Below are 23,187 nucleotides of genomic sequence, written 5' to 3' on the forward strand. Positions count from 1 at the left end.
TATAAAATATGAAATATCTAAGAAAGTCGTTTTTATTGTTATTGTTGTTGTCAAATTGTTTATTTGCCCAAGTTGAGTTTTTTAAATTAGAAAAAACGACCACTTTTTTTCCAGAATGGAAAGAATTAAAAAATGAAAAATTAAATTATTATTATTTAACAGTACCTGAAAACTGGGATATTCCTGAAGGTAAAAAAATTAAAATTGCAGTAGTAGTTTTAAAAAAAACATCAGAAAAACCAAATTCTAATGCAACAATTTATATTGAAGGAGGTCCAGGCGCAGGAAGTATAGGTGGAATATGGAGATGGCTAAGACACCCGATAAGGCAAAATGGTGATATAATTCTTGTAGATGTTCGAGGCACTGGTTTTTCGTTTCCTAAATTTTGTCCAGACTTAGGCAAAAAATTCTTAGAAATACTATCAAAAAATCAGAATAGTACAAAAGATGAGCAACAAAAAACTATTGCTTCAATGGCTTGTAAACAAGATTTACTTAATAGAGATATTGATTTGAATTCTTATAATAGTAAATCAATTGCCAAAGATTTTAATGCTTTAAAAACTGCGTTAAAGTATTATAATTGGAACGTTTATGGAGTTTCCTATGGTACATATACAGCCCAAGTTTATGCAAATGATTTTTCGCAGGATATTAAATCATTAATTTTAGATTCTTCGATTTCAAATATTTCTCAATATTATAATTCCAATGCTACAAATTACATGAGTAGTTTGAATAAAGTTTTTGACGCTTGTAAAAATGACCCAAATTGTAATAAACAATATCCAAATTTAGAACAAGTATACTATGAAACAATAGAAAAATTAGACAAAAATCCTATTACCGTTAAGGTTGATAAAAAAATAATTCCTAGCGGTAAATTTACTTATAATGCTGAAGATTTTAAAATAGCAATTCAGCAAGCACTCTATAACAATCAGTTGATTAAGCTGATTCCAATGCTGATTATAGAATTTAATAAAGGAAATGAAAATACTTTGAGTTCTCTTGTTGCCGCTTTTTCTGGGGCATTAAGTTTAGATTATGGACAGTATTATTGTGTGAGTTGCAATGAAGCTATTCCCAATAATTCAATAACAGCTTTCAATAAAGATGCTCAAAATTATAAAAAGTTAAAAGGAGGATTATCGTTTTATAAATCAGATTTTCTAGTTTGTGATAAATGGAATTTTGGAAGTGGAAGCCTAAAAAAAACAATAAACGATTTGTCAAATTTATCAAAAATAACTTCACCAGTATTAGTGTTTTCTGGGGAATTTGATCCAATTACTCCCCCTTCAAATGGAAAAATGACAGTCGATAAATTTAAAAATGCTTATCTAGTAAACGCACCAATTTCTGGACATGCATCTAGTTTTTCAAGACTTGGATCTGAAATTATTAGTGAATTCATACAAAATCCAAGTCTGAAACCTGATACAAAAGAATTGGATTCAGATAACAAAGTGCATTTTGTTACTGATATAAAAATAAACGGAGGAGTTTCAAAATTTGGTAATAGTTTGAATGAATTCAACTTACTGTTTTTTGCCCCCTTTTTTATCGCTGTCATCATCCTTTTTATTTCAATTTTCAATTTCAGTTATGAATTAATTAGAAAAAGGAAAGAGACCCAGAATAAACTCATGAAATTTTTGATTGTCGTAACATCTCTATTAGCTCTATTTATTATTATTCAATTGGTTGTGGCTTTAGATGATACCGCTCGAAATAATTTTTATATACTTGCTTTTGGATTGCCGAATGAATTTAGTTATCTATTCCTTTTACAATGGGTATTCATAATACTGACTTTGGTTTCTGTAATTTACTTTTTATTTAAAATAAAGTCAATTTCTGATGCAAGTATTATGTTTACAATTTTATTTTCACTTATTCTAGTTGGGATTTATTTTCAATATTGGGGTTTTTTATTTTGAATGAGTTTTAATTTTTCTCATCTATCACTTTGTTTATGCAAAAAGTGCCAATTTTAGTTTTGGACTATTAAGGTACAAGTTTAATCAAAACATCACTAAATACCCAAAAGAAAAAGGAATTAAAAAAAACGAGTTGAAATATTGTTTGTCAATATTTTAACTCGTTTATTTATTGTTGTTCGTTATTTTGTCTTGCTATTTTCCGATGCAGAAATTAGCAAAAATATTCCCCAACAATTCATCATTAGTAACCTGACCAGTAATAAGCCCGAATTGATACAAAGCTTCACGAATATCCAGTGCCATTAAGTCACTTGAAAGATTTGTTTCAAGTCCGAACTTTACTTTTTGTATTTCATCCAAAGCTTTAAGTAAAGAATCATAATGTCTTGTATTTGTAACAATCGTCTCGTTATTTTTTAAAGCACCAGTATTGACAAATGAAAGTAATTCATTCTTTAATTCATCAACACCAATTTTTTCTTTTGCAGAAATCAAAAGTAATTTTGCATTCAGGTTTTCAAGTTTAGATGTGATATTTGAAACTTCATCTTCAGATAAAATGTCTTTTTTATTGACTACAATCAAAAGTGGTTTTAGTGGATATTTATTTTTGATTTGTTCAATCTCCGAAACAAATTCAGAGCTTGAAGTTTTGAACTTCAATCCATCAAATAAATAAATCACAACTTGTGCCTGATCTATTTTTTCGAATGTTTTTTTGATTCCAATGCTTTCTACAACATCTTTCGTTTCGCGAATTCCAGCAGTATCAATAAATCGGAAACCAATTCCGCCAATTACCAATTCATCTTCAATTGTGTCGCGTGTAGTTCCGGCAATGTCCGAAACGATGGCGCGTTCTTCATTTAATAAAGCATTCAACAAAGTCGATTTTCCAACATTTGGTTCACCAACAATAGCTACCGGAATTCCGTTTTTGATTACATTTCCAACAGCAAATGAGTCAATTAAACGTTTTAAAACAAATTCAATTCGGTTTAATAATTCATGAAATTGAGTTCTGTCGGCAAATTCAACATCTTCTTCCGCAAAATCTAATTCTAGTTCAATTAAAGAAGCAAAATTTAAAAGTTCTTCGCGGAGTTTTGCAATTTCGTTACTAAATCCACCTCGCATTTGCTGCATTGCAATCTGATGCGAAGCTTCGTTGTCAGATAAAATCAAATCAGCAACTGCTTCTGCCTGAGATAAATCAAGTTTTCCGTTTAAAAAAGCACGTAATGTAAATTCACCAGCGTCGGCCATTCGGCATCCTTTTCTCAATAATAACTGAATAATTTGCTGCTGAATATAAGTTGATCCGTGACAAGATATTTCAATAGTATTTTCGCCTGTGTATGAATTTGGACCTTTAAAAATCGAAACCAAAACTTCATCAAGCGTTTTTTCATTATCAACAATATGGCCTAAGTGTAGTGTATGTGTTTTCTGTTTCGTTAAATCTTTATTTTTTATTGATTTAAAAACAGAATTTCCGATTGTGATTGCTTCAGCACCTGAAATACGAATGATAGCAATAGCTCCAGCTCCAGACGGAGTAGCTAATGCAACTATAGAATCTTGATTTATCATGTTGCAAAGGTATAAAAAATGCTCCAAATTTTAAATGTAGGACTGCTTGCTGAATATACAATTTGAAACTACTGAAAATTTGATTTTTAAGAAATTATTAAGTGTTAAAATACTGATAATTATCAGGTTGTTTTGTTTTTAGAATGATTAAATTTGAGAAAACAATACACTAATTCTAAACAAAATGAAAAAGATATTATTTCCCACAGATTTTTCTGAAGCAGCAACAAATGCGTTTGTTCATGCATTAGAATTTGCAAAAATAGTCAACGCCGAGCTTGTTTTACTTCATACTTTTGAGATTCCGGTGTATGACAGTCAATTTTTTCCTGAGAATTATGCCTCGATTTACAGTTCAATTGAATTGGCTAAATTTGAGATGTTTAAAGATGAAATTCCAAAACTCAGAGCAATTGCTTCAGAACGAAAATTAGATGATATCGTAATCAAACATCGTTTAATGGATGGTGATTTGATTTTCAATTTAAAAAATGCTGTCGAAGAAGACGATATTGATTTTGTTATAATGGGAACTACTGGAGCTTCTGACTGGACAAAATTCTTCACAGGATCTAATACAAATTCGGTAATATCTGAAGTTAACGTGCCCGTATTATGTGTTCCAATTGATGCCAGATATAAAAAAGTGAAGATTATTGGTTTTACAACACGATATCGTGAAAAAGATAAGGCTGTCCTTCGTCGAATATTGAAAATTGCAAAGAAAACAGATGCAAAAGTGAAAAGTTTATATGTAAAAACTTCAAATTCTGATGTTTCTGATATGACAATTAAAGAATGGGAACAAGAGTTTGCAAACGATAATGTTGAGTTTTTGGTTTTGCCAAGCGATGAAGTCAAAGAAACTATTCTTGATTTTATTTTATACAAAGACATTGATATTCTGACTACTATAACTCATAAAAGATCTTTCTTTGAAAGTATTTTTGAATCAAGCTTTTCTAAAAAAATCACCAAAGAAGTTTCTGTACCAGTTTTGGTCATGCATGAAAAGGAATAAAAAGATAAATAATTTTAATAGCAGTTTTGTAAGTGTAAAATATATATTTGTACTTCAATAAAATTTTAAAATGGAAGTATATCATAATAAAGTCACACACTTTTCCAATATTTATAATAAAATCAATAAAAGATACAACAGCATCAGTATTTTACGTCTGTTAACAGTTTTTCTTTGTTTGTTTATGTTGTTTTATTACATCAAAACCAATGATTTGCTGTATGTCGTAGTAGCTTTTTTATCTTTTGTTGGTTTTATTTTTTTAATGAAAATCCACACTAAATTATCTTTTCAAAAACAACTCACAACGGCTCTTTTAAAAATCAATGAAAATGAGATTTCGTATTTAAAAAGAGAAAAAATACCTTTTGAAAACGGAATAGAATTCAATGATTTTCACCATCCATACGCTTATGATCTGGATATTTTTGGCGATCATTCTTTATTTCAAAATTTAAATAGAACTGCGACATTTATCGGAAAAAAGACATTGGCAAATCAATTGCTGCATCTTCTTCCAAATGAGATTATTTTAGAAAATCAAAAAGCTATTGATGAACTTAAAACTAAGATCGACTGGCGCCAGGATTTTTTAGCATTGGCAACTGTCAGTTCTGAAAGTAAGTATTCATACGATTCTATAATTCATTGGAGTTCATTTAAAAACAATTCATTGCCTAAAGTTTTAGTTTTACTATCATTCGCAATGCCAGCTTTGTTTTTTGGAGTATTATTCGCTTATTTTATTACTTCAAAAACAATTTTATTGTCATATCTAACTTATATTTTCATTGCCAATATGATTGTTTTAGGACAGTCAATAAAGAGAATCAAATCAGAAATTGCGCAGGCGGATAATGTTGATAAAATAATTAAGCAATACGGTTTGTTGGTTGAAAAAATTGAATCGGAAAAATTTGAGTCTAAGAAATTAATCGAATTACAGCAACAACTGATTTCTAAAAATATTCCTGCTAGTGCACATTTAAAACAATTGTCTGAATTGTTTTCAAGAATGGACACCATTAATAATTTTGTTACAGCAACTGTTTTTAATGGAACTTTTTTGTTTAATCTTCATGTTCTGAAAGCGCTTTTAAAATGGAAAGAAGATTATTCGCATGAACTTGAAAATTGGATTGCTATTATTGGCGAATTTGAAGCTTTAAATAGTTTGGCAAATTTGGCTTATAATAATCCTGATTTTGTATTTCCAGAAATTAACTCGGAATATAAAATTGAATTTAAAAACTTAAGCCATCCGTTATTAAATCCAAACAGCAGAGTAGGGAATGATACTTATTTTTATCCAGAATCGTATGTGATTTTAACAGGATCTAATATGTCTGGAAAAAGTACTTTTTTGAGAAGTTTGGGTGTCAATATGGTTTTAGGTGGAATTGGTTCAGTTGTTTGTGCTTCAGAAGCTAATATTCATCCACTTCCAGTTTTGGTTTCAATGCGATTATCAGATTCTTTGGCAGATAGCGAATCGTACTTTTTTGCAGAAATTAAACGTTTAAAGCAAATTATGGATGCGCTGGAAGAACGTCCGGCATTTGTTTTATTGGATGAAATTTTAAGAGGAACAAATTCTGATGACAAACGAAACGGAACGATTGAAGTGGTTAAAAAAATAATAGCGAAGAATGCCATAGGAGCAATTGCAACACATGATATTGAAGTTTGTTTGACAACTAACGAATTTCCAAATATTTTAAAAAATCAATGCTTTGAAGTTGAAATCCAAAACAATGAATTGCATTTTGATTACAAATTGAGAAACGGAATTTGCAAAAATAAAAGCGCGACTTTCCTAATGCAGAAAATGGGAGTTATTTAAGTCTCAGCAATTTTTGTATTTTGAAGTTTAATTATAATAAAAATGGCTGAAGAAATCATTCTTCAGCCATTTTTTTGTTTTACAAATGAGATTTTATATAGTCAATAATCTCTTGTATTATTTTGTCTATTTCGCTTTCTTCGGCATTAAATAATGTGCCGTCAAAATATCTGGCGTGAGTTCCTTCGCCAGTTGGAGATCCATGATGTGCATCAATTGATTTTCGCCAGTATTCTGCATGATTTTTCCATTCTTCGGTGTTTACCAAAGCAGGTTCAACAAACCAAAGATTCCAGGATAATACATTTCCAGGCTGAAGCATATTGCCAGAAGCCAGGTTAAAGGCTTTCATGATTAGCTCGTTAAATCCGTCTACAATTTCATCTTTTGTTTTTTTAATATCACCAATTTCTACCGCTATGTATCCTGTTGTGTAAGATTCAGCTTCATGAAGTGCAAATGCCGGATTTTTGAATTCAGGTGAAATTCCTTTATTTACCGGAAAAATAGGTTGCTTAGGATTTCCGGGATCATAAGTGATTACACGAATGGCATTTTCCTTATCTAATGGGAATTTTGGCAGACTGTATCGTAGTAAAGGCCAAATTTCTTTTATTTTGTCACCCTGATGTTCACTTGGCGTAAACCAGATTTTACCTTCAACGGTCATGTCTAAGGCCAGTTCTTTGGTGTTTTCGTCAACCCAGCCTCTTTGTCCGGTAACAGTTACTTCGACATTCAAGCAAATTTCATCTTTAAGCCAAATTCCTTGTTGCGGACAAATAACAGAATAAACTCTTCCTTCATCAGTATATCCCACTCGGGAAATGTATGGAGCAAACTGCTGATAACATCTTTTGGTATCTGGAAAGCCTTTTAAAGTTTCCCAGCTAAATTCTGGCCATTTTACCCCAAGCTGACGCTGAAGAAAATTAATATTGTCCATATTGCCTAACATTGGCAAAGAGGATAAATCGCGGGTAGGGTATCTCATAGGAGAATTTGCAGGTGGGAATCCGCCAACCCATCCGTTTGGGATGCATGAATCTTGATTTTTTTCCATTGTTTTGTGGTTGTTTATATTTGATCTTGTAAAGCTAATATCATGTATAATCTTACAATAGAGTAGAACTACCTGTTTTTAAATATTTGCAAATCAATAGAATAAGGAAAATGTTATTCGTTGCTGCTTAAAAGTTCTTTGCAAAAAAAAAATCCCGATTCATTCAGAATCGGGATTCTAAATAATTAACTATATGTAGGTTTGTTTAATAATTTGAAATAAACAAGTTAATAAACAATATTTCCGTTGTGAATAAGCATTTTTGGAGGTGACATTCTTGAAACAGCTTCAGCAGAGCAGCTGGCTTTCAAAAAAACTAAATCAGCTTTGTCACCCGCTTTTGGCCATTGCTGAGTTCCTTTGTCATCTAAAGGAATTGGACCAGAAGTTGCTAGTTTCAGCATTCGCGATAAGTTAAATTCTGTCACTTGCCCATATAATTGTGCTGCAAGATTGGCTTTTTGCAAAACACTTCCTGTTCCAAATGTATTCCAATGATCAATTATGCTGTCGTTTCCGGTCATTACATTTACACCAGCTTTCATTAAAGTTGGAATTGGCATTACCAAATTTCCAAAAGGAATTGTAGAAACAATACCAATTTGAGCAGCACTTAATTTTTCTGCCATTTCTTCCTGTTTGGCTTTTTCTAATTTTCCGAGAGCAAAGCAGTGGCTTAAAAAAGTCTTTCCTTTTAAGTTTGTATTTTCGTTTACTTTCGCAATTAGATATTCTATTGTTTTTACTCCCGATTCTCCAGATTCATGTAAATGAATATCAATTCCTTTATTATTGTCTAATGCTAATTGTACTGTAAAATCAATTGTTTTTTCAATGGATCCGTCAATCGAAAAAGGATCAAGTCCGCCAATGAAATCAATATCCATTTTCGCAGCTTCTTTCAAATACGGAACTGAATCAGTATAAAAGACGCCATGTTGCGGAAAAGCAACTAATTCTGCACCAAAAGTATTTTTTTTGTTTTCTAAAGCTTTTTGTAAATTTTTTAAAGATTGCAATTTTGAAGTTGGCTCAATATTTACGTGGCTTCGTGCAAATGAAGTTCCGTGCGATTGGAGTAACTCAATTATTTTTTCAGCTTTTTGAGTGGAGTTTTTAAGCAAATCAGGTAAAATTTGCTGTTCTAGCGCAATCATTCCTTTTACGCCTCCAGTTCTCTTTTTTACGGCATGCCAGTCATCATAAAAAGTTTTGTCCAAATGAATGTGCATATCACGGAAGGAAGGAAGCATCAAAAAGCCTTTTGCATCAATAGCTTGTGCATTTGGTTTATTTGCTGAAATTGATTTGATTTTTCCGTCGCTGATTTCAACGCAGAATAATTCTGTTTTAGTACGAACGACTTCGCCTTCTTCGTATTCGAAACCAGTTTCTAACCTAACATTTTTTAAAGTGAAATTTTTGCCTGAAGCAATATTTATATTTGAATTTGTTTCAGAAATTGTAGAAGCTGCTGCAGAATTTATAAAACCTGAACCAACTGCAAGTCCGGCAACGCCTAAAACTGAATTTCTTAAAAAATCTTTACGAGTAATATCGGAGTTTTTCATACGAAGTAATTTGTATACAAAAGTAAACTTCATATAAATATCAAGAATAGAAAATTTATCTCAAGGCTTGAAAGATTTATAACTGCTCGCGGAAAAGAGTGGGTGTGATTCCGGTTTGAGTTTTAAAGAAATTTGAAAAGTAGGCGTGATCTACAAAACCTAATTCAAAGGCAATTTCTTTAATTGAAAGAGTTGTCGCTTTCAAATGTCGCTTAGATTCCAGAACAATTCGTTGCTGAATTAATTGAGTCGCTGAAATTTTTAAATGTTTCTTGCAGAGAATATTTAGATAGTTGGCTGAAATATGAAGTTTTGCAGCGTAAAAGGAAACTAATTTCTCTTCCTTGAAATGATTATCAATTAATCCCTGAAACTTTGCAATTCGAGGTTCTGTTTGATAAATATCATGATCTGTAAATATTTTTGCAGCTTCTTTGCTTATGATAGATGCAATAACTGCGGTACGAGAACTAATCAATTCCTGAAGGCAATCTTCATTTTCAAGTTCATTCTTTATTGCATCAAATTCGTAATGCAAAAGATTATAAGATTCCTGACTAAGCTCAATCACGGGATGATTGTGATATTGGGCAAATGAAAATCTAAAACTGCTAGAAAAGCTTTCAAAGAAATCTCTGCCAATCATTAGTTGGTAACCTGTAGTTTCAGGTTCGATATTCCATTTGTGCACTTGTCCAGGAAAAAGCAAATGAATTTGATGGTTACCAATTTTATAATCTATAAAGTCAATATTGTGAACGCCTTTTGCCAGATCAAAAAGTACAATAATAAAAAAATCGTGCTGATGTGGTTTATGAATATGACGTTCGCCATGCAATTCATTAAACAAAAGCTGATCGTTATATCTGCTTTGGTCTTTTTTGAATTCCTGAAGTCCAATAAGCGGAATATTTTGGTCTTTTTTGATTGGCATCGGCAAGAAACAAAACAGTTATAAAGATTACTTCAGAACTTCATTAATCGTATTTACAAATGCTTCAACAGGTTGAGCGCCAGAAATGGCATATTTTCTATCAAAAACAAAAAACGGAACGCCTTGCACGCCAATTTCTTGTGCTTCTTTGATATCATGATGAACATCTTGTAGATATAAATCTTCGTTTTGTAAAACTTCCAGAATTTCCTCTTTTTTCAAACCAGCTTTTTCTCCAAGTTCCAATAAAGTTGGACCATCATTTAAGTCGCGGCCTTCGGTGAAATAAGCGCTGAAAAAGATTTCTTCCATTTCATCGCCAAGATTTTTGGTTTTAGCCAAATGTATAATACGATGTGCTTCAAGGGAATTTGAAATGATGGCTTTTTCAAAATGATAGTCTAAACCAACGCTTTTTGCGCGTTCTGTGACGCTTTTGTGCATTTCGATAGATTGTTCAACTGACATGCCTTTTCGCTCGGCTAAAAACGTGAAAACATCTTTTCCGGATTGTGGTGTAATAGTTGGATCGAGCTGAAAGCTTTTCCATTCAATTTCAAACTCATTTTCTGGAAATTTTGCCAAAGCTGATTCCAATTGTCTTTTCCCGATATAACAAAACGGACACATGATGTCCGACCAAATTTCTATTTTCATTTTACAAAGTTAAAGAAAAATTTGTTTCAGGTTTGAAGTTTCAGGTTTCAGGTTGAATGGCTTGTGTGTAGTTTAACCGCAAAGTACGCAAAGTTTTCTTTGTTCAATATTGTGTTCACAAACGCAAAGTTCGCAAAGCTTTATCTAAAACTTTGCGAACTTTGCGTAAGCCTTAGCGTGCTTTGCGGTTAAACTTGAAATTTGAAACCTGAAACCTGAAACAAAATCTACCCCAAATAAAAAACCGCAAATCTTAAAAAAAGAATTGCGGTTTCTAGGTATAAAAAATGGTTGGTTAATAGCGATATTTTTTTTTACAATGATATGTCTTTAATTCGAAACTAAAAAAAATCCCTGTAACAAAAAGAAGTTTTGATGTTAACTATTTAACATTACAGGCATTACCAGCATTGTTACTGTTTCGCCTTCTTCAAGACCATCAACAGGAGTAAGGATTCCAGCTCTGTTTGGTAATGACATTTCTAACATAATCATGTCAGATTGTAAGTTAGTAAGCATCTCTGTTAAAAATCTTGAATTGAAACCAATTTGAAGATCATCTCCTTGATAATCACAAGTCAATCTTTCTTCAGCTTTGTTTGAGTAATCAATATCTTCGGCAGAAACATTTAATTCAGCTCCAGCGATTTTTAAACGAATTTGGTGTGTTGTTTTGTTTGAGAAAATCGCAACACGACGAACAGAACTTAAAAATAAAGAACGGTCAATCATTAATTTGTTTGGATTTTCTTTTGGAATTACCGCTTCGTAATTTGGATATTTTCCGTCGATCAAACGACACATTAAGATATAATTGTCAAATGAGAAAGTCGCATTTGAATCGTTGTATTCAATTTTTACTTCAGCATCAGAACTTCCTAAAATACTTTTTAAGATATTTAAAGGCTTCTTTGGCATAATAAAATCAGCAACCTGAGATGCTTTTACATCTGTACGTGCATACTTTACTAATTTGTGAGCATCTGTAGCAACAAAAGTTAATCCTTCTGGTGAAAACTGGAAGAATACTCCAGACATTACCGGACGTAAATCATCATTTCCGGCAGCAAAAATAGTTTTGCTTACAGCAGTTGCCAAAACATCAGCAGGAACTAATGTTACAGATGGATCTTCCAAACTAACAGATTTTGGGAATTCTTCTCCAGCAGCATAAGCTAATGCATATTTCCCTGAATTAGAACTAATTTCAACTGTATTGTTGTCTTCAACTGTAAAAGTTAAAGGCTGTTCTGGAAACGTTTTTAAAATTTCAAGCAAAAGTTTAGCTGGTACAGCAACGCTTCCTTTACTTTTAGAATCGATTGATAATGTAGCCGACATAGTAGTTTCAAGATCTGAAGCCGAAACTGTCAACGCATCATTGTCTAGTTCAAATAAAAAGTTGTCTAAAATAGGCAACGTGTTGTTACTATTGATTACACTACCTAAAACTTGTAATTGTTTTAATAAGTACGAACTCGATACTATAAATTTCATCTGTTATATTTTATTTTTTGATGTATTCTTTAGGATTTGGGGTCTAAAGATAAGGATTACAAATATATCGTAAACTATCTAAAGTATGACATTTTTTTATTAACATCTATTTACTGTACTTTCTTTTTCTGATGAAGGTAAAAGCTAGTCCGAAAACCAATAAAATTAGAATTGGAAGTCCGATAGTTATGAATTGAGTTACCGTGTAATTTTCATAAACTTTATCTTTATCCAATAAAGGCAGTTCTACATCTTTACTTCTAATGTTAATAAGTCCGGTATCGTCCAGCAAATAATTGATGCAGTTCATCATGAAATCTTTATTATCGTATAGATTTCCTGTGCGTTGATCATAGCCTAATTCTACTGGCATCATGTTTTTGTCCAATTGATTTCTTGTCAAATCTCCGTCGGCAATCACAATCATTTTATTTGGTTTTCCTTGCGCCTGAAATGAACTTTCTTTGAAAGGCAAAACACGGTTTTGAAATGCAGAATAGAAAGAACCTTCTAATAAAACAGCAAGCGGAAGATTTCCTTTATTTAAATAATCTTGCGGAGAAGTCTTTTCTGTCACAATATTCAAATTGATCTCTGTTGGACTTCCAATTTTTTTAGAATATTGAGAAGATTGCAGTAAAACTGTCTTTTTAATTCCGTTTTTTAAAGTGTCGATTTGGTTAGCAAAATCAAATTTGATTCCGCCTAAATTTTTTACAATCGGATGTTGGCTTGTTGGTATAACAATTGGAGCAAATTTCCAGATAAAATTCTGATATTGTGTTGCACTTCCTTGTTCTCCAGTTGCTAATTTTAATGGACTTCCTTGTTCATCTTTTACTAAATCAGGATTAATTCTAAATCCATATTTAAAGAACATGTCATTCAAATTCAAATCTCTTGGGTAAGCCAAAGTCGCACCAGATTGGTTATATAAACTGTCCATATCAGCAGCAACTTGGTCAATTAACCAAATTGTTTTTCCGCCATTCATAACAAACTGATCCAAAACCTCTTTTTCTTCATCAGAAAAAGTTTGTGTTGGTTTTGCGATAATAGCCAAGTCGTATTTTTTAAGAGCATTTAAAGTTCCGTTTGGATCTTTTGCAACAGAATCTAATGTGAAAGGACCAATATAATAGCTTTCTTTTATTTGACGTAGCAAGTTAGCAACATGAACTTCATTTAATTCTCCGTTTCCTTTTATGTAAGCTACTTTCTTTTGTTTGGCTTTTGTAATTTTATTGATAGCGTCAGCAATTGAGTATTCTAAATGCTGAATCGATCCTTTTACTTTTTGCTCAGTATTAGCTCCCATGATGTTTTTCAACAATGGAATATTAACTTCTTTATTGTCGTAAACGGCAATTGCCCAAGGAAAAACCATAGCCTGAGATTGCTTTCCTTTATCGTCAACAGTAATGTTTACTGGTGTAAGTCCTTTTTGGTAAAGCGATTTTACTATTTCCATGCTTTCGTCTTCGTTTTCCATTGGATTTACGAATTCGAAAACAATATTGCTGTTGTAGGCCTGAAATTCTTCTAGTAATTGTTTGGTTTCCTGCTGTAAACGTCTAAAGTCTGCAGGAAGTTCACCCTGCATATAAATTTTGATTGAAAGCGGGTTTTTAACCTGTTTTACAATATTTAAAGAAGTTTCAGATAAAGTATATCGTTTGTCTTTGGTTAAATCAAAACGATGGAAGAATAAAGTTCCGAGAACATTTAAAACAATTAAAATAAAAATTGTAATGCCTAATGTCTTTAAATTTAATTTATTAGATACTTTCATTACGCTTTAAAAGATTTTAATTGATAAACGGTAAAAGATAAAAATAATACGCTGATACTTAAAAAGTAAATTACATCACGAGTATCGATAACACCTCGACTCATACTTTTAAAATGATCCTGCATTCCAAAAGCCGAAATTAGAGTCGATTCTCCCGGAATTAAAGAGGCAATACCTTCAAAACCAAAATAGAATATAAAGCAAAGGAAAACTGCGATAATAAAAGCAACAATCTGATTTTCGGATAGAGTAGAAGTGAAAATTCCAATTGCAGAATAAGAAGCAATCAAAAATAATAATCCGAAATAAGAACCAATTGTGCTTCCCATATCAATATTTCCTTCTGGATTTCCTAAATCAGAAATTACGAACACATAAATGAATGTTGGGATAATTGCTAAAATAATCAGCAACAATGACCCGAAAAATTTTCCGTTTACAATTTCCCAAACAGAAAGTGGTTTGGTTAAAAGCAATTCAAGTGTTCCTTGTTTTCTTTCATCAGAGAAACTTCTCATAGTTACAGCCGGAATCAGGAAAATTAAAATCCAAGGTGCTAAAGTGAAAAATGGAGTCAAATCAGCGTAACCTGAATTTAGGATATTGTAATCTCCTTCAAATACCCATAAAAATAGTCCGTTGCTGATTAAGAAAATCGCAATGACCAAATAGCCAATAGGAGAACCAAAAAAGGATTTTATTTCTCGTAAAATGATTGATTTCATTTGTGTTTTTGTTTTTTATTGTTTCAAGTTTCATGTTTCAAGTTACTCGCTAAACATGAAACTTGAAACTAATTTAAGCTAACCAATTTGTCAACGCTCCAAGCTTCAGGCTTGGCATTGAATAATTTCTTTGTAAAATCCCAAACTGTATTGAATAATTCAGAATTTCTGTAATTTTCTAAATCTTGTTCAGTTTCCCAATAACTATAAGTAAAGAAAATACATTTGTCATTTTTATCCTGATACAATTCTAAAAAACGATTTCCGTCTGCATTTCGTATTTTTTCTTTCACTGATTCAAAATTCTCCAGAAAATCAGGAATTTTTTCTTCGTGAAAACTCATTTTTACTATTCTTACGAACATATACTCAATTTTAGATTTCTGATATTAGATTTTAGATTTGTTGAATATCTAAAGTCTTTTCAGGTGCGCAAAAATACCAAAATTGATTGTTCTTTTTATGAAATTTTAAAATATTATAAAGTCATGATTTCTCTTTGGTCGAAATGACAAAAAAATCAGTGTAAATCCGCTTAATCAGTTAAATCTGTGGGCTATTTCTATAAAAATTTAACCGTAATAACATCACGATAATTCAATCCCAACAAACTATTAGCAGAACCAACTTTTGAAGGATTGCTTCTAAAAATAGCAATTTCAAGGAAACCAGCTTCGTTAAAAATGGCCAGTTTTTCCCCTTCATACGTTTTAATCGGATATTTATCAGAAGTTGCAATTGCCGAATAATTCGGAAGAATGGTTTTGATACTTTTTGGTTTCATCACAATTTCATACGGACGTCCGCGGGAAATTTCCAGAAACTGTTTTTTAGAAATATTCGTCACTACGTTTCCAAAATGATCAATATATATAACGTATCCTTTTAGGGAATTTCCATCTGCAGCAACAACCGCCTGAAGTTCTGTAACTTCTTTGACAGCTGGAATTTCTTTGCCAATTACATTCAGCAAACCGCCTTTTGCAATGTGGCAGGCAACTTGTATGAAAATATCCAAATCACTGAATTCACTCGGAAAACGGTCATGAATATTAATTTCGACAATTTTCTGCGGAACGATTTTCTGCGTAAGCATACTTAAAATTCCGTTATCGGCACAAATAAAGAAGTGATCGTTCCATTGCATAGCAATATGCTGATTCTCTTTATTGCGTTCAATATCGACTCCAATTAAGTGAACTGTTCCTTTTGGGAAACTCAAATATGATGCTCCAACAACGTAACTAGCTTCGGCTGTGTTGAATGGATCAATGTCATGCGAAATGTCAATAATTTTTGCATCTGGAAGTTCAGAAATAATTTTACCCTTCAGCGAACCAACAAAGTGGTCTTTTAAGCCGTAATCAGTAGTAAGGGTAATTATTGACATCATTTTGTTTATAACTATTGATAGTATTTAAATCTAATTTTCATTAAATTTGAGAAATGCAAATCTAGTAATAGTAAATACAAATTGAAAGAAAGAAAAGACAATTTGCGTTTAAAGATATGAACATACCCGACAGCCATAGATTTACAAAACAAATTTATTTTTAATTTAAATTTATCTCATTTGAACGAAAGAATTATAGAGCTTATAGACATCGCTCCAAAAGACTTTTGGGGCGCGCAGGATTCTCATCTTGAAATAATCAAAAAGTACTACCCAAAGCTTAAAATAGTAGCGCGAGGGACAACTTTGAAAGCCTTTGGCGAAAAAGAAGTTTTAGATGAATTCGAAAAGAGATTTCAGAGGCTGATGCTTCATTTTACCAGATACAACAACATTGATGATAATGTAATTGAACGTGTAATAATGAGCGATGGTCAGGAAGAAAAAAAAGCTTATGATCACGATAAAATACTAGTTCACGGAGTTGGCGGTAAAATTATCAAAGCCATGACGCCAAACCAGCAGTTACTGGTAGATACCATCAAAAAAAATGACATGGTATTTGCAATTGGCCCTGCTGGAACTGGAAAAACCTATACAGGCGTTGCAATGGCTGTTAAAGCGCTAAAAGATAAAGAAGTAAAAAGGATCATATTAACGCGTCCGGCAGTAGAAGCAGGGGAGAACCTCGGATTTTTACCCGGAGATATGAAAGAAAAACTGGATCCTTATATGCAACCACTTTATGACGCTTTGCGCGATATGCTTCCGAATGAAAAACTCGAAGATTACATCTTGAAAGGAATTATTCAGATTGCGCCTCTGGCATTTATGCGCGGACGCACACTTGATAATGCTTTTGTAATTCTAGATGAAGCGCAGAATACAACCCACTCACAAATGAAAATGTTTTTGACCCGTATGGGAAAAAATGCCAAGTTTATGATTACGGGTGATCCTGGTCAGGTCGATTTACCACGAAGAACTATTTCTGGTCTTAAAGAAGCAATTTTGGTTCTGAAAGACATTGAAGGAATCGGAATTATTTATCTGGATGATAAAGATATCGTTCGCCACAGATTAGTGAAAAAGGTAATCGACGCTTACAAGCAAATAGAAAATCACGACTAAAGTTTAATTTTAGTGAAATGTTAAATGTAAATCGTAAAATGTGTTTTAACATTTATTAATATTCGTTTTGTGCTTATTTCTTTTTGAAAGGTGCAAAACGAATATTTTTTTAATCGAATTTTTATGAAGGATATAATCAATGATTTCGAAGTTAAGGATAGAGAAACTTTTGTGAAATTTATCGGATTATTGCATGAAGATCTTTTAGATCATCCTGAAAGAAGGGAAAATAAAACTTTGCCAGATTTTTTAGAAGCTTTGTGTTCTTATGCAAAAGATATTCAAGGCTATTATGATAATACGCACCAGAATGTTGATGCTGATAAACCAGATTGGAAAACTTTTTCTGAAATTTTTAAAGGAGCTAGAATTTACGAATAAATCAGAAAATGAAGCAATTAGATGATTTCTACCAAAATCAAGAAGAACCCATAAAAGGAACATTTCTTGCTTTACGTGATATTGTCTTAAAACAAGACAAAGACATTACGCACGTTCTAAAATACGGAATGCCATTTTTCTGCTATAAAGGAAAAATGTTCTGCTATTTATGGATTCATAAAAAGTTCAAAAAACCTTATTTAAGTATTGTAGAGGGAAAGTATTTTGATGAACCTTTTTTGCTTCAGGAAGCTCGTTCTAGAATGAAAATAATGTTGTTTGATGCTGATCAGGATTTGCCTTTGGAACAAATTGAATCGGTTTTAGTAAAAGCATTAAATTTATATAAATCAGGAATTGTAAAGATTTGAATTTATTTAACGAAATAGTTAAATAAATAATAAACTTGCCGTATTTCAGCTTGCAAAAGCCTTTTAACTTTGGTCTTCTTATCTTAAAACCTTAAATTTGCACATCAAAATATTTGATAATTAATATGACAAAACTTAAAAATATAAAAGTTGTAGTAAGTGACCTTGACGGAACTTTACTCAACCCTCAGCATAGAATTTCAGAATATACAAAATCTATTTTTCAAGAATTGCATAACCAAGGTTATCTTATTGTTGTAGCCACAGGCCGTCATCATTTGGATGCAATGGGAATTATTGACACGCTTGAAGTTCCGGTTTATTTAGTGAGCTCAAACGGCGCAAGAATTCATTCGCCAGAGAAAGAACAGCTCTTTTCTTTTGATTTAGACAGCGATGTGGTAAAAGCAGCTTTAAATGTTGAGATCGATCCGGAAATTACAGTTGTCTTGTTCAAAGAAAATGTTTGGCAAACCAATAAATGGAACGAAAAACTTAATTCATTTCAAGCAGATTTAAAATACCGCCCCGAATTAGTTGATTACAAAACAATAGAAGATTTTGGCGCTATTAAAATTTTCTTTTCATGTGACAATCATGAGAAATTAGTAAAATTAAAAGATGCTATTCTGGCCAATTCATCAGAACATTTACATCACGCCTTTAGTTTACCTACTTGTTTGGAATTTATGGACAAGTCTGTAGATAAAGCAGTTGCTATTGAACAAGTTCTTGAAAAGGAAGGTTTTACTTTAGCAGAAGCGATGACTTTTGGTGACGGATTTAATGATGTTCAAATGCTTGCATCAGCAGGAAAAGGATTGATTATGGGAAATGCTCCAGCTTTGTTGAAAGAAACTTTGCCAAATTTAGAAGTTATTAAAACAAATGCCGAAGATGGCGTTGCAAGATATATAGCATCAAAAATTCTAAACAAAGAGTTTGTGAGTTAATAAGGAATGTTTTGAATTTGGCTTTTTGCTGAATGATAAATTATAGTTATTTTTATAAGAGCTAATTCGTTAAGAATCAGCTCTTTTTTTATAACCTTAATTTGTTTAGCGATGAAAGAATTTTTAGGTCAAGTTGAGAGAAATTGCATTTCGGGAGCATTAGTTTTATTACCACTTCTTGTATTTTTTGTGTTATTGGGAAAAGTTTGGAAATTTTTCCAGACTTATGGTGAAAAATTTGCACATTTTCTGCGTCTCGATCTTGTGTTAGGAAAATACGCTACAGACATTGCTGGCGGTATTATTTTGATAGTTTTGATTTATTTAAGCGGCTACTTAATGCGTTTGTCATTATTAAGAAGATTCACTAAATGGGTCGATGATAAATTAATGATATTTTTGCCAGGTTATGAAAAAAACAAAAAAGAAGCGGAAGAAAAATTAAAAGGAAGAAAGAAAAAACCAAGCTCTGATTTGCCAATTTTATTAAAAAATGGAAATTATTGACAGCCTGCACATTTGATAGAAGAAGATCAAGACGGTAATGCAGTTGTTTTTGTTCCGAATGCACCGGCAAAAGATCAAGGGCAAATTCTAATTGTAAAAGCAACCGACTTTAAAAAGCTATCCGAAACTACACTTGGAAATTTAGATAATTCAATTAAATCTTTTGGAAAAGGAATTTTGAGTTTTAAATAACACTTTTATTAGATTTTATATAAAATCCTCAATAGAAACAATTGAGGATTTATTTTTTATAAGATATTGATAACTAATACAATATGTTTGATTGAATAAAAACAATTTTTTTAATAGTTTTCAAAGTGTATTTTTGTTTTCTCAAATGTAACTACCATGATAAAAAACAGTTTTATTCTTGCTTTTCTATTGCTTTCCATAACCGGAAATTCTCAGAAATTAAAATTAGAAGAAATAATGAAAGGAGAATCTTTCATTGGAAATCAACCCACTAATGGACGCTGGTCTTTAGACGGAAAAAAGGTTTATTTTGAATGGAATCCGAAGGATGAATTGGGAACAAGTACTTATTATTGGCAAAAAGGAATGACAAAGCCAGAAGTAGTTCAGCCAAAAGAAGCTGTTTTTTCTCAAATGGATTTCAAAAGTAAACCGGGTTCTGATATTGTTTATTATGTAGATAAAGGAAGCTTGTATTCTTATTCAATTAAGTCACAAACAAGTAAAAAATTGATTCAGCAATCGGCAGCGATATCTAATTTGCAATTAGGATCTGAAGCTGGAATATTGTTCTTTTCTCAAAACGATAATATTTTCAAATACAATACTAAAGAAGGAACTGTTTTGCAGATTACGAATTTTAGTAAAGGAGCTAAAAAAGAATCAAAACCAGAAAAGGAAACTTTCTTAAACACACAACAAAAAGAATTATTCCAGTTTATTAGAGATAAGGAAGCTAAAAAACAATGGAATCTTGCTAAGTCAAAAGCGATAAAATCTGATTTTGCTAAAGAATATTTTTATGGAAAAGACAGATTTACAAGTTTAAAAGTAAATCCAAATGGAAATTTTGCGACTTTCAGATTAGTTGAAGAAAATGAAGTAAAGCAAGAAAAAATGGAAGTTTTTATTACTTCTGACGGTTATAACCAAAATCCAGAAACGAAAGAAAAAGTTTCGACAAATAATTTTGTAAAAACGAAATTCGGAATTTATTCGGTTGCTAAAGATTCTGTTTATTATGTAAATTTTTCAACTTTAAGTCATATTCAGGATACGCCAAAGTATTTTCAGGATTATGAAAATCTAAAGAATAAGCCAAAAGAAGATAAACTGATTGTTGCTCAAGCACCTGTTTATAATGAAAACGGATCTTTAGCAATTGTTGAAATCAGAAGCCAGGATAATAAAGACAGATGGCTTGTAAATTTAAATTTGGATAAAGGAACTTTCGAAGAAATTGAATACCAGCATGATGAAGCCTGGATTGGTGGTCCTGGGATTCCGTCGTATTCATTTGCATCAGGAAATTTAGAATTTTTAGCCGATAATGAAACGATTTATTTCCAGTCTGAAGCTACAGGATATTCTCATTTATATACTTATAATGTAAAGACAAAAAAGAAAACACAATTAACAAAAGGAAATTGGGAAGTTCGTGACGTGACTTTATCTAAGGATAAAAAAGTGTTTTACTTGAGTACAAATACAACACATCCAGGAAATAGAGAATTCTATAAATTAGTTCCTGCTGATGGAATTTTACAGCCAATTTTAACAAAAGATGGCGCACATGAAGTAGTGATTTCGCCAGACGAAAAATCACTTTTAGTTCGTTATTCTTATAAAAATATTCCATGGGATTTTTATGTTGCTGAAAATAAAAAGAATACTTCTTTGGAACAAATTTCGTCTTCGGTTACTGAAGATTTCAAGAAATACCAATGGAGAACACCTGAAGTAATTACGTTTAAAGCGCAAGATGGAACTCCGGTAAATGCAAGATTATATACACCAACTGCAGAAACTAAAAATAAAGCAGCTGTTATTTTTGTTCACGGCGCTGGATATCTTCAAAATGCACATAATTTTTGGAGCAATTATTACAGAGAATATATGTTCCATAATTTGCTGACTGATTTAGGCTACACTGTTTTAGACATCGATTATAGAGGAAGTGACGGTTATGGACGTGATTTCAGAACTGGAATTTATCGTTTTATGGGCGGAAAGGATTTATCTGATCATTTAGATGGTAAAAAAGTATTAGTCGAAAAATACGGAATTGATGCTGACAGAGTTGGTATTTATGGTGGTTCATACGGAGGTTTCATTACTCTAATGGGAATGTTGACAACTCCGGGTGAGTTTACTTCGGGCGCTGCGTTGCGTTCGGTTACAGACTGGGCACATTATAATCACGGTTATACAGGAAATATTTTGAATTTCCCTGAAACAGATCCACAAGCATACAAAAAAAGTTCTCCAATTTATTTTGCAGATAATTTAAAAGGAAATTTAGTGATGCTGCACGGAATGGTTGATGATAATGTTGAATATAAAGATATTGTACGTTTGTCACAGCGTTTTATTGAATTAGAGAAAAAGAATTGGAGTTTGGCTTCTTTCCCAGTTGAATCTCATGGATTTAAAGAAACGTATTCATGGATTGATGAATATGGTAGAATCTTGAATTTATTTAATTCGACACTTTTGAAAAAATAGTTTTTAGTTGCTCCCGATAGCTATCGGGAGTAACAATAGACTGAACTGAAAAAAGAATCTAAATAGATTCTTTTTTTGTTTTAAATAGTTTTAAATTTGCATTCAATAAAAAACAACACAACTACAGATAATGAGTAATACTATCACAACCACAAATTTTAATTTTCCGAATCAGAAATCAGTTTACCGCGGAAAAGTTAGAGAAGTTTACAATATTAACGACGAGCTTTTAGTAATGGTAGCAACAGACAGACTTTCTGCTTTTGATGTGGTTTTGCCAAAAGGAATTCCATACAAAGGACAAATTTTGAATCAGATTGCAACAAAATTTATGGAGTTGACTCAGGATATTGTTCCAAATTGGTTAATCGCTACTCCAGATCCAAACGTTGCAGTTGGGCATTTATGCGAACCTTTTAAAGTAGAAATGGTTATCCGTGGTTATGTTTCAGGTCATGCGGCTCGTGAATACGCAGCAGGAAGAAGACAAATTTGTGGTGTAACAATGGCTGAAGGATTAAAAGAAAACGACAAATTTCCTGAACCAATTATTACGCCAACTACAAAAGCAGATAATGGTTCTCATGATGAAGATATTTCTCGTGAAGACATTCTTTCAAAAGGAATTGTTTCTGAAGAAGATTATTTGATTTTAGAAAAATATACTCGTGCTTTGTTTCAAAGAGGAACTAAAATTGCTGCATCTCGCGGATTAATTTTAGTGGATACAAAATATGAATTCGGAAAAACGAAAGACGGCGTTATCGTTTTAATTGACGAAATCCACACACCAGATTCTTCACGTTATTTTTACGCTGATGGATATGCAGAAAGACAAGCAAAAGGGGAGGAGCAAAAACAATTATCAAAAGAATTTGTTCGTCGTTGGTTGATTGAAAATGGTTTCCAAGGTCAGGAAGGACAACAAATTCCAGACATGTCTGATGAATATATAGAATCTGTTTCTGAAAGATATATCGAATTGTATGAGAATATCTTAGGAGAAAAATTCGTTAAAGCTGATATTGACAATATTGACCAACGTATTGAAAAAAATGTATTAGATTACCTTTCTTCAAAATAGTAATTTCGGGTTTAAACTAATTATT

General features: G+C 32.0%; 21 protein-coding genes. 11 read left to right on the plus strand and 10 right to left on the minus strand.

All coding sequences use genetic code 11. From position 1 onward, the window contains the following. Positions 1–8: 8 nt before the first annotated feature. Positions 9–1,946, plus strand: a complete 1,938-nt coding sequence (locus tag GQ47_RS20265) for an alpha/beta fold hydrolase (RefSeq protein WP_035652387.1) — start codon at positions 9–11, stop codon at positions 1,944–1,946. 195 nt (positions 1,947–2,141) lie between these two features. On the opposite strand, the gene mnmE is transcribed toward GQ47_RS20265, so the two are convergent. Then, positions 2,142–3,542, minus strand: coding sequence for a tRNA uridine-5-carboxymethylaminomethyl(34) synthesis GTPase MnmE (gene mnmE / locus GQ47_RS20270; RefSeq protein WP_035652389.1), 1,401 nt, complete (start codon positions 3,540–3,542; stop codon positions 2,142–2,144). A 184-nt stretch (positions 3,543–3,726) separates the two neighbouring features. Between mnmE and GQ47_RS20275 the strand changes: the two genes are divergently transcribed. Together GQ47_RS20275 and GQ47_RS20280 are read left to right on the plus strand one after the other, a co-directional pair. Beyond that, complete coding sequence (locus GQ47_RS20275; RefSeq protein ID WP_035652391.1) at positions 3,727–4,563, plus strand: universal stress protein; 837 nt, start codon at positions 3,727–3,729, stop codon at positions 4,561–4,563. Between the two features lie 70 nt (positions 4,564–4,633). After that, on the plus strand, positions 4,634–6,406 hold the full coding sequence (locus GQ47_RS20280) for a MutS-related protein (RefSeq protein WP_035652393.1): 1,773 nt from the start codon (positions 4,634–4,636) through the stop codon (positions 6,404–6,406). Positions 6,407–6,485: 79 nt separating this feature from the next. On the opposite strand, the gene GQ47_RS20285 is transcribed toward GQ47_RS20280, so the two are convergent. The 9 genes from GQ47_RS20285 to GQ47_RS20325 form a co-directional block, all read right to left on the minus strand. Then, on the minus strand, positions 6,486–7,469 hold the full coding sequence (locus tag GQ47_RS20285) for a hypothetical protein (RefSeq protein ID WP_035652396.1): 984 nt from the start codon (positions 7,467–7,469) through the stop codon (positions 6,486–6,488). A gap of 227 nt (positions 7,470–7,696) precedes the next feature. After that, complete coding sequence (locus tag GQ47_RS20290; protein WP_035652398.1) at positions 7,697–9,040, minus strand: amidohydrolase; 1,344 nt, start codon at positions 9,038–9,040, stop codon at positions 7,697–7,699. Positions 9,041–9,116: 76 nt separating this feature from the next. After that, positions 9,117–9,974, minus strand: a complete 858-nt coding sequence (locus GQ47_RS20295; RefSeq protein WP_035652401.1) for an AraC family transcriptional regulator — start codon at positions 9,972–9,974, stop codon at positions 9,117–9,119. 27 nt (positions 9,975–10,001) lie between these two features. After that, complete coding sequence (locus GQ47_RS20300; RefSeq protein ID WP_035652405.1) at positions 10,002–10,631, minus strand: DsbA family oxidoreductase; 630 nt, start codon at positions 10,629–10,631, stop codon at positions 10,002–10,004. 378 nt (positions 10,632–11,009) lie between these two features. Then, complete coding sequence (gene dnaN, locus GQ47_RS20305) at positions 11,010–12,128, minus strand: DNA polymerase III subunit beta (protein WP_026730732.1); 1,119 nt, start codon at positions 12,126–12,128, stop codon at positions 11,010–11,012. A gap of 106 nt (positions 12,129–12,234) precedes the next feature. Beyond that, on the minus strand, positions 12,235–13,920 hold the full coding sequence (gldG, locus tag GQ47_RS20310) for a gliding motility-associated ABC transporter substrate-binding protein GldG (protein WP_035652408.1): 1,686 nt from the start codon (positions 13,918–13,920) through the stop codon (positions 12,235–12,237). Next, a complete protein-coding gene (gene gldF / locus GQ47_RS20315; protein ID WP_035652410.1) occupies positions 13,920–14,645 on the minus strand; it encodes a gliding motility-associated ABC transporter permease subunit GldF in 726 nt (241 codons plus the stop codon). Before gldF ends, gldG begins: the two co-directional genes overlap by 1 nt. A 68-nt stretch (positions 14,646–14,713) precedes the next feature. Continuing rightward, positions 14,714–15,010 carry a putative quinol monooxygenase gene (locus GQ47_RS20320; protein ID WP_035652412.1) on the minus strand — a complete coding sequence of 99 codons (297 nt, stop codon included), beginning with the start codon at positions 15,008–15,010 and terminating at the stop codon, positions 14,714–14,716. Between the two features lie 197 nt (positions 15,011–15,207). Beyond that, positions 15,208–16,035, minus strand: a complete 828-nt coding sequence (locus GQ47_RS20325) for an SAM hydrolase/SAM-dependent halogenase family protein (RefSeq protein ID WP_035652415.1) — start codon at positions 16,033–16,035, stop codon at positions 15,208–15,210. A 183-nt stretch (positions 16,036–16,218) separates the two neighbouring features. On the opposite strand from GQ47_RS20325, the gene GQ47_RS20330 reads away from it, so the two are divergent. The 8 genes from GQ47_RS20330 (at position 16,219) to GQ47_RS20365 (ending at position 23,162) form a co-directional block, all read left to right on the plus strand. Next, positions 16,219–17,169, plus strand: coding sequence for a PhoH family protein (locus GQ47_RS20330; RefSeq protein ID WP_035652417.1), 951 nt, complete (start codon positions 16,219–16,221; stop codon positions 17,167–17,169). 123 nt (positions 17,170–17,292) lie between these two features. Beyond that, positions 17,293–17,550 carry a DUF7660 family protein gene (locus GQ47_RS20335; RefSeq protein WP_035652474.1) on the plus strand — a complete coding sequence of 86 codons (258 nt, stop codon included), beginning with the start codon at positions 17,293–17,295 and terminating at the stop codon, positions 17,548–17,550. Between the two features lie 8 nt (positions 17,551–17,558). After that, the gene (locus GQ47_RS20340; RefSeq protein WP_035652420.1) at positions 17,559–17,921 is read left to right on the plus strand and encodes a DUF1801 domain-containing protein; all 363 of its coding nucleotides are present in this window, start codon (positions 17,559–17,561) and stop codon (positions 17,919–17,921) included. 125 nt (positions 17,922–18,046) lie between these two features. Beyond that, entirely contained in the window at positions 18,047–18,874 is an 828-nt protein-coding gene (locus tag GQ47_RS20345) for a Cof-type HAD-IIB family hydrolase (protein WP_035652422.1), read from the plus strand. 111 nt (positions 18,875–18,985) lie between these two features. Next, positions 18,986–19,381 carry a hypothetical protein gene (locus tag GQ47_RS20350; RefSeq protein WP_035652427.1) on the plus strand — a complete coding sequence of 132 codons (396 nt, stop codon included), beginning with the start codon at positions 18,986–18,988 and terminating at the stop codon, positions 19,379–19,381. Positions 19,382–19,393: 12 nt separating this feature from the next. Next, positions 19,394–19,573 (plus strand): hypothetical protein, encoded by a 180-nt coding sequence (locus tag GQ47_RS20355; protein WP_035652430.1) that lies wholly within the window; start codon positions 19,394–19,396, stop codon positions 19,571–19,573. A 156-nt stretch (positions 19,574–19,729) separates the two neighbouring features. Next, positions 19,730–22,078 (plus strand): S9 family peptidase, encoded by a 2,349-nt coding sequence (locus tag GQ47_RS20360; protein ID WP_035652433.1) that lies wholly within the window; start codon positions 19,730–19,732, stop codon positions 22,076–22,078. Between the two features lie 130 nt (positions 22,079–22,208). Next, a complete protein-coding gene (locus tag GQ47_RS20365; RefSeq protein ID WP_035652435.1) occupies positions 22,209–23,162 on the plus strand; it encodes a phosphoribosylaminoimidazolesuccinocarboxamide synthase in 954 nt (317 codons plus the stop codon). The last annotated feature ends 25 nt before the right edge of the window (positions 23,163–23,187 follow it).

The sequence above is a fragment of the Flavobacterium sp. ASV13 genome (assembly GCF_000745775.1).
Lineage (GTDB): Bacteria > Bacteroidota > Bacteroidia > Flavobacteriales > Flavobacteriaceae > Flavobacterium.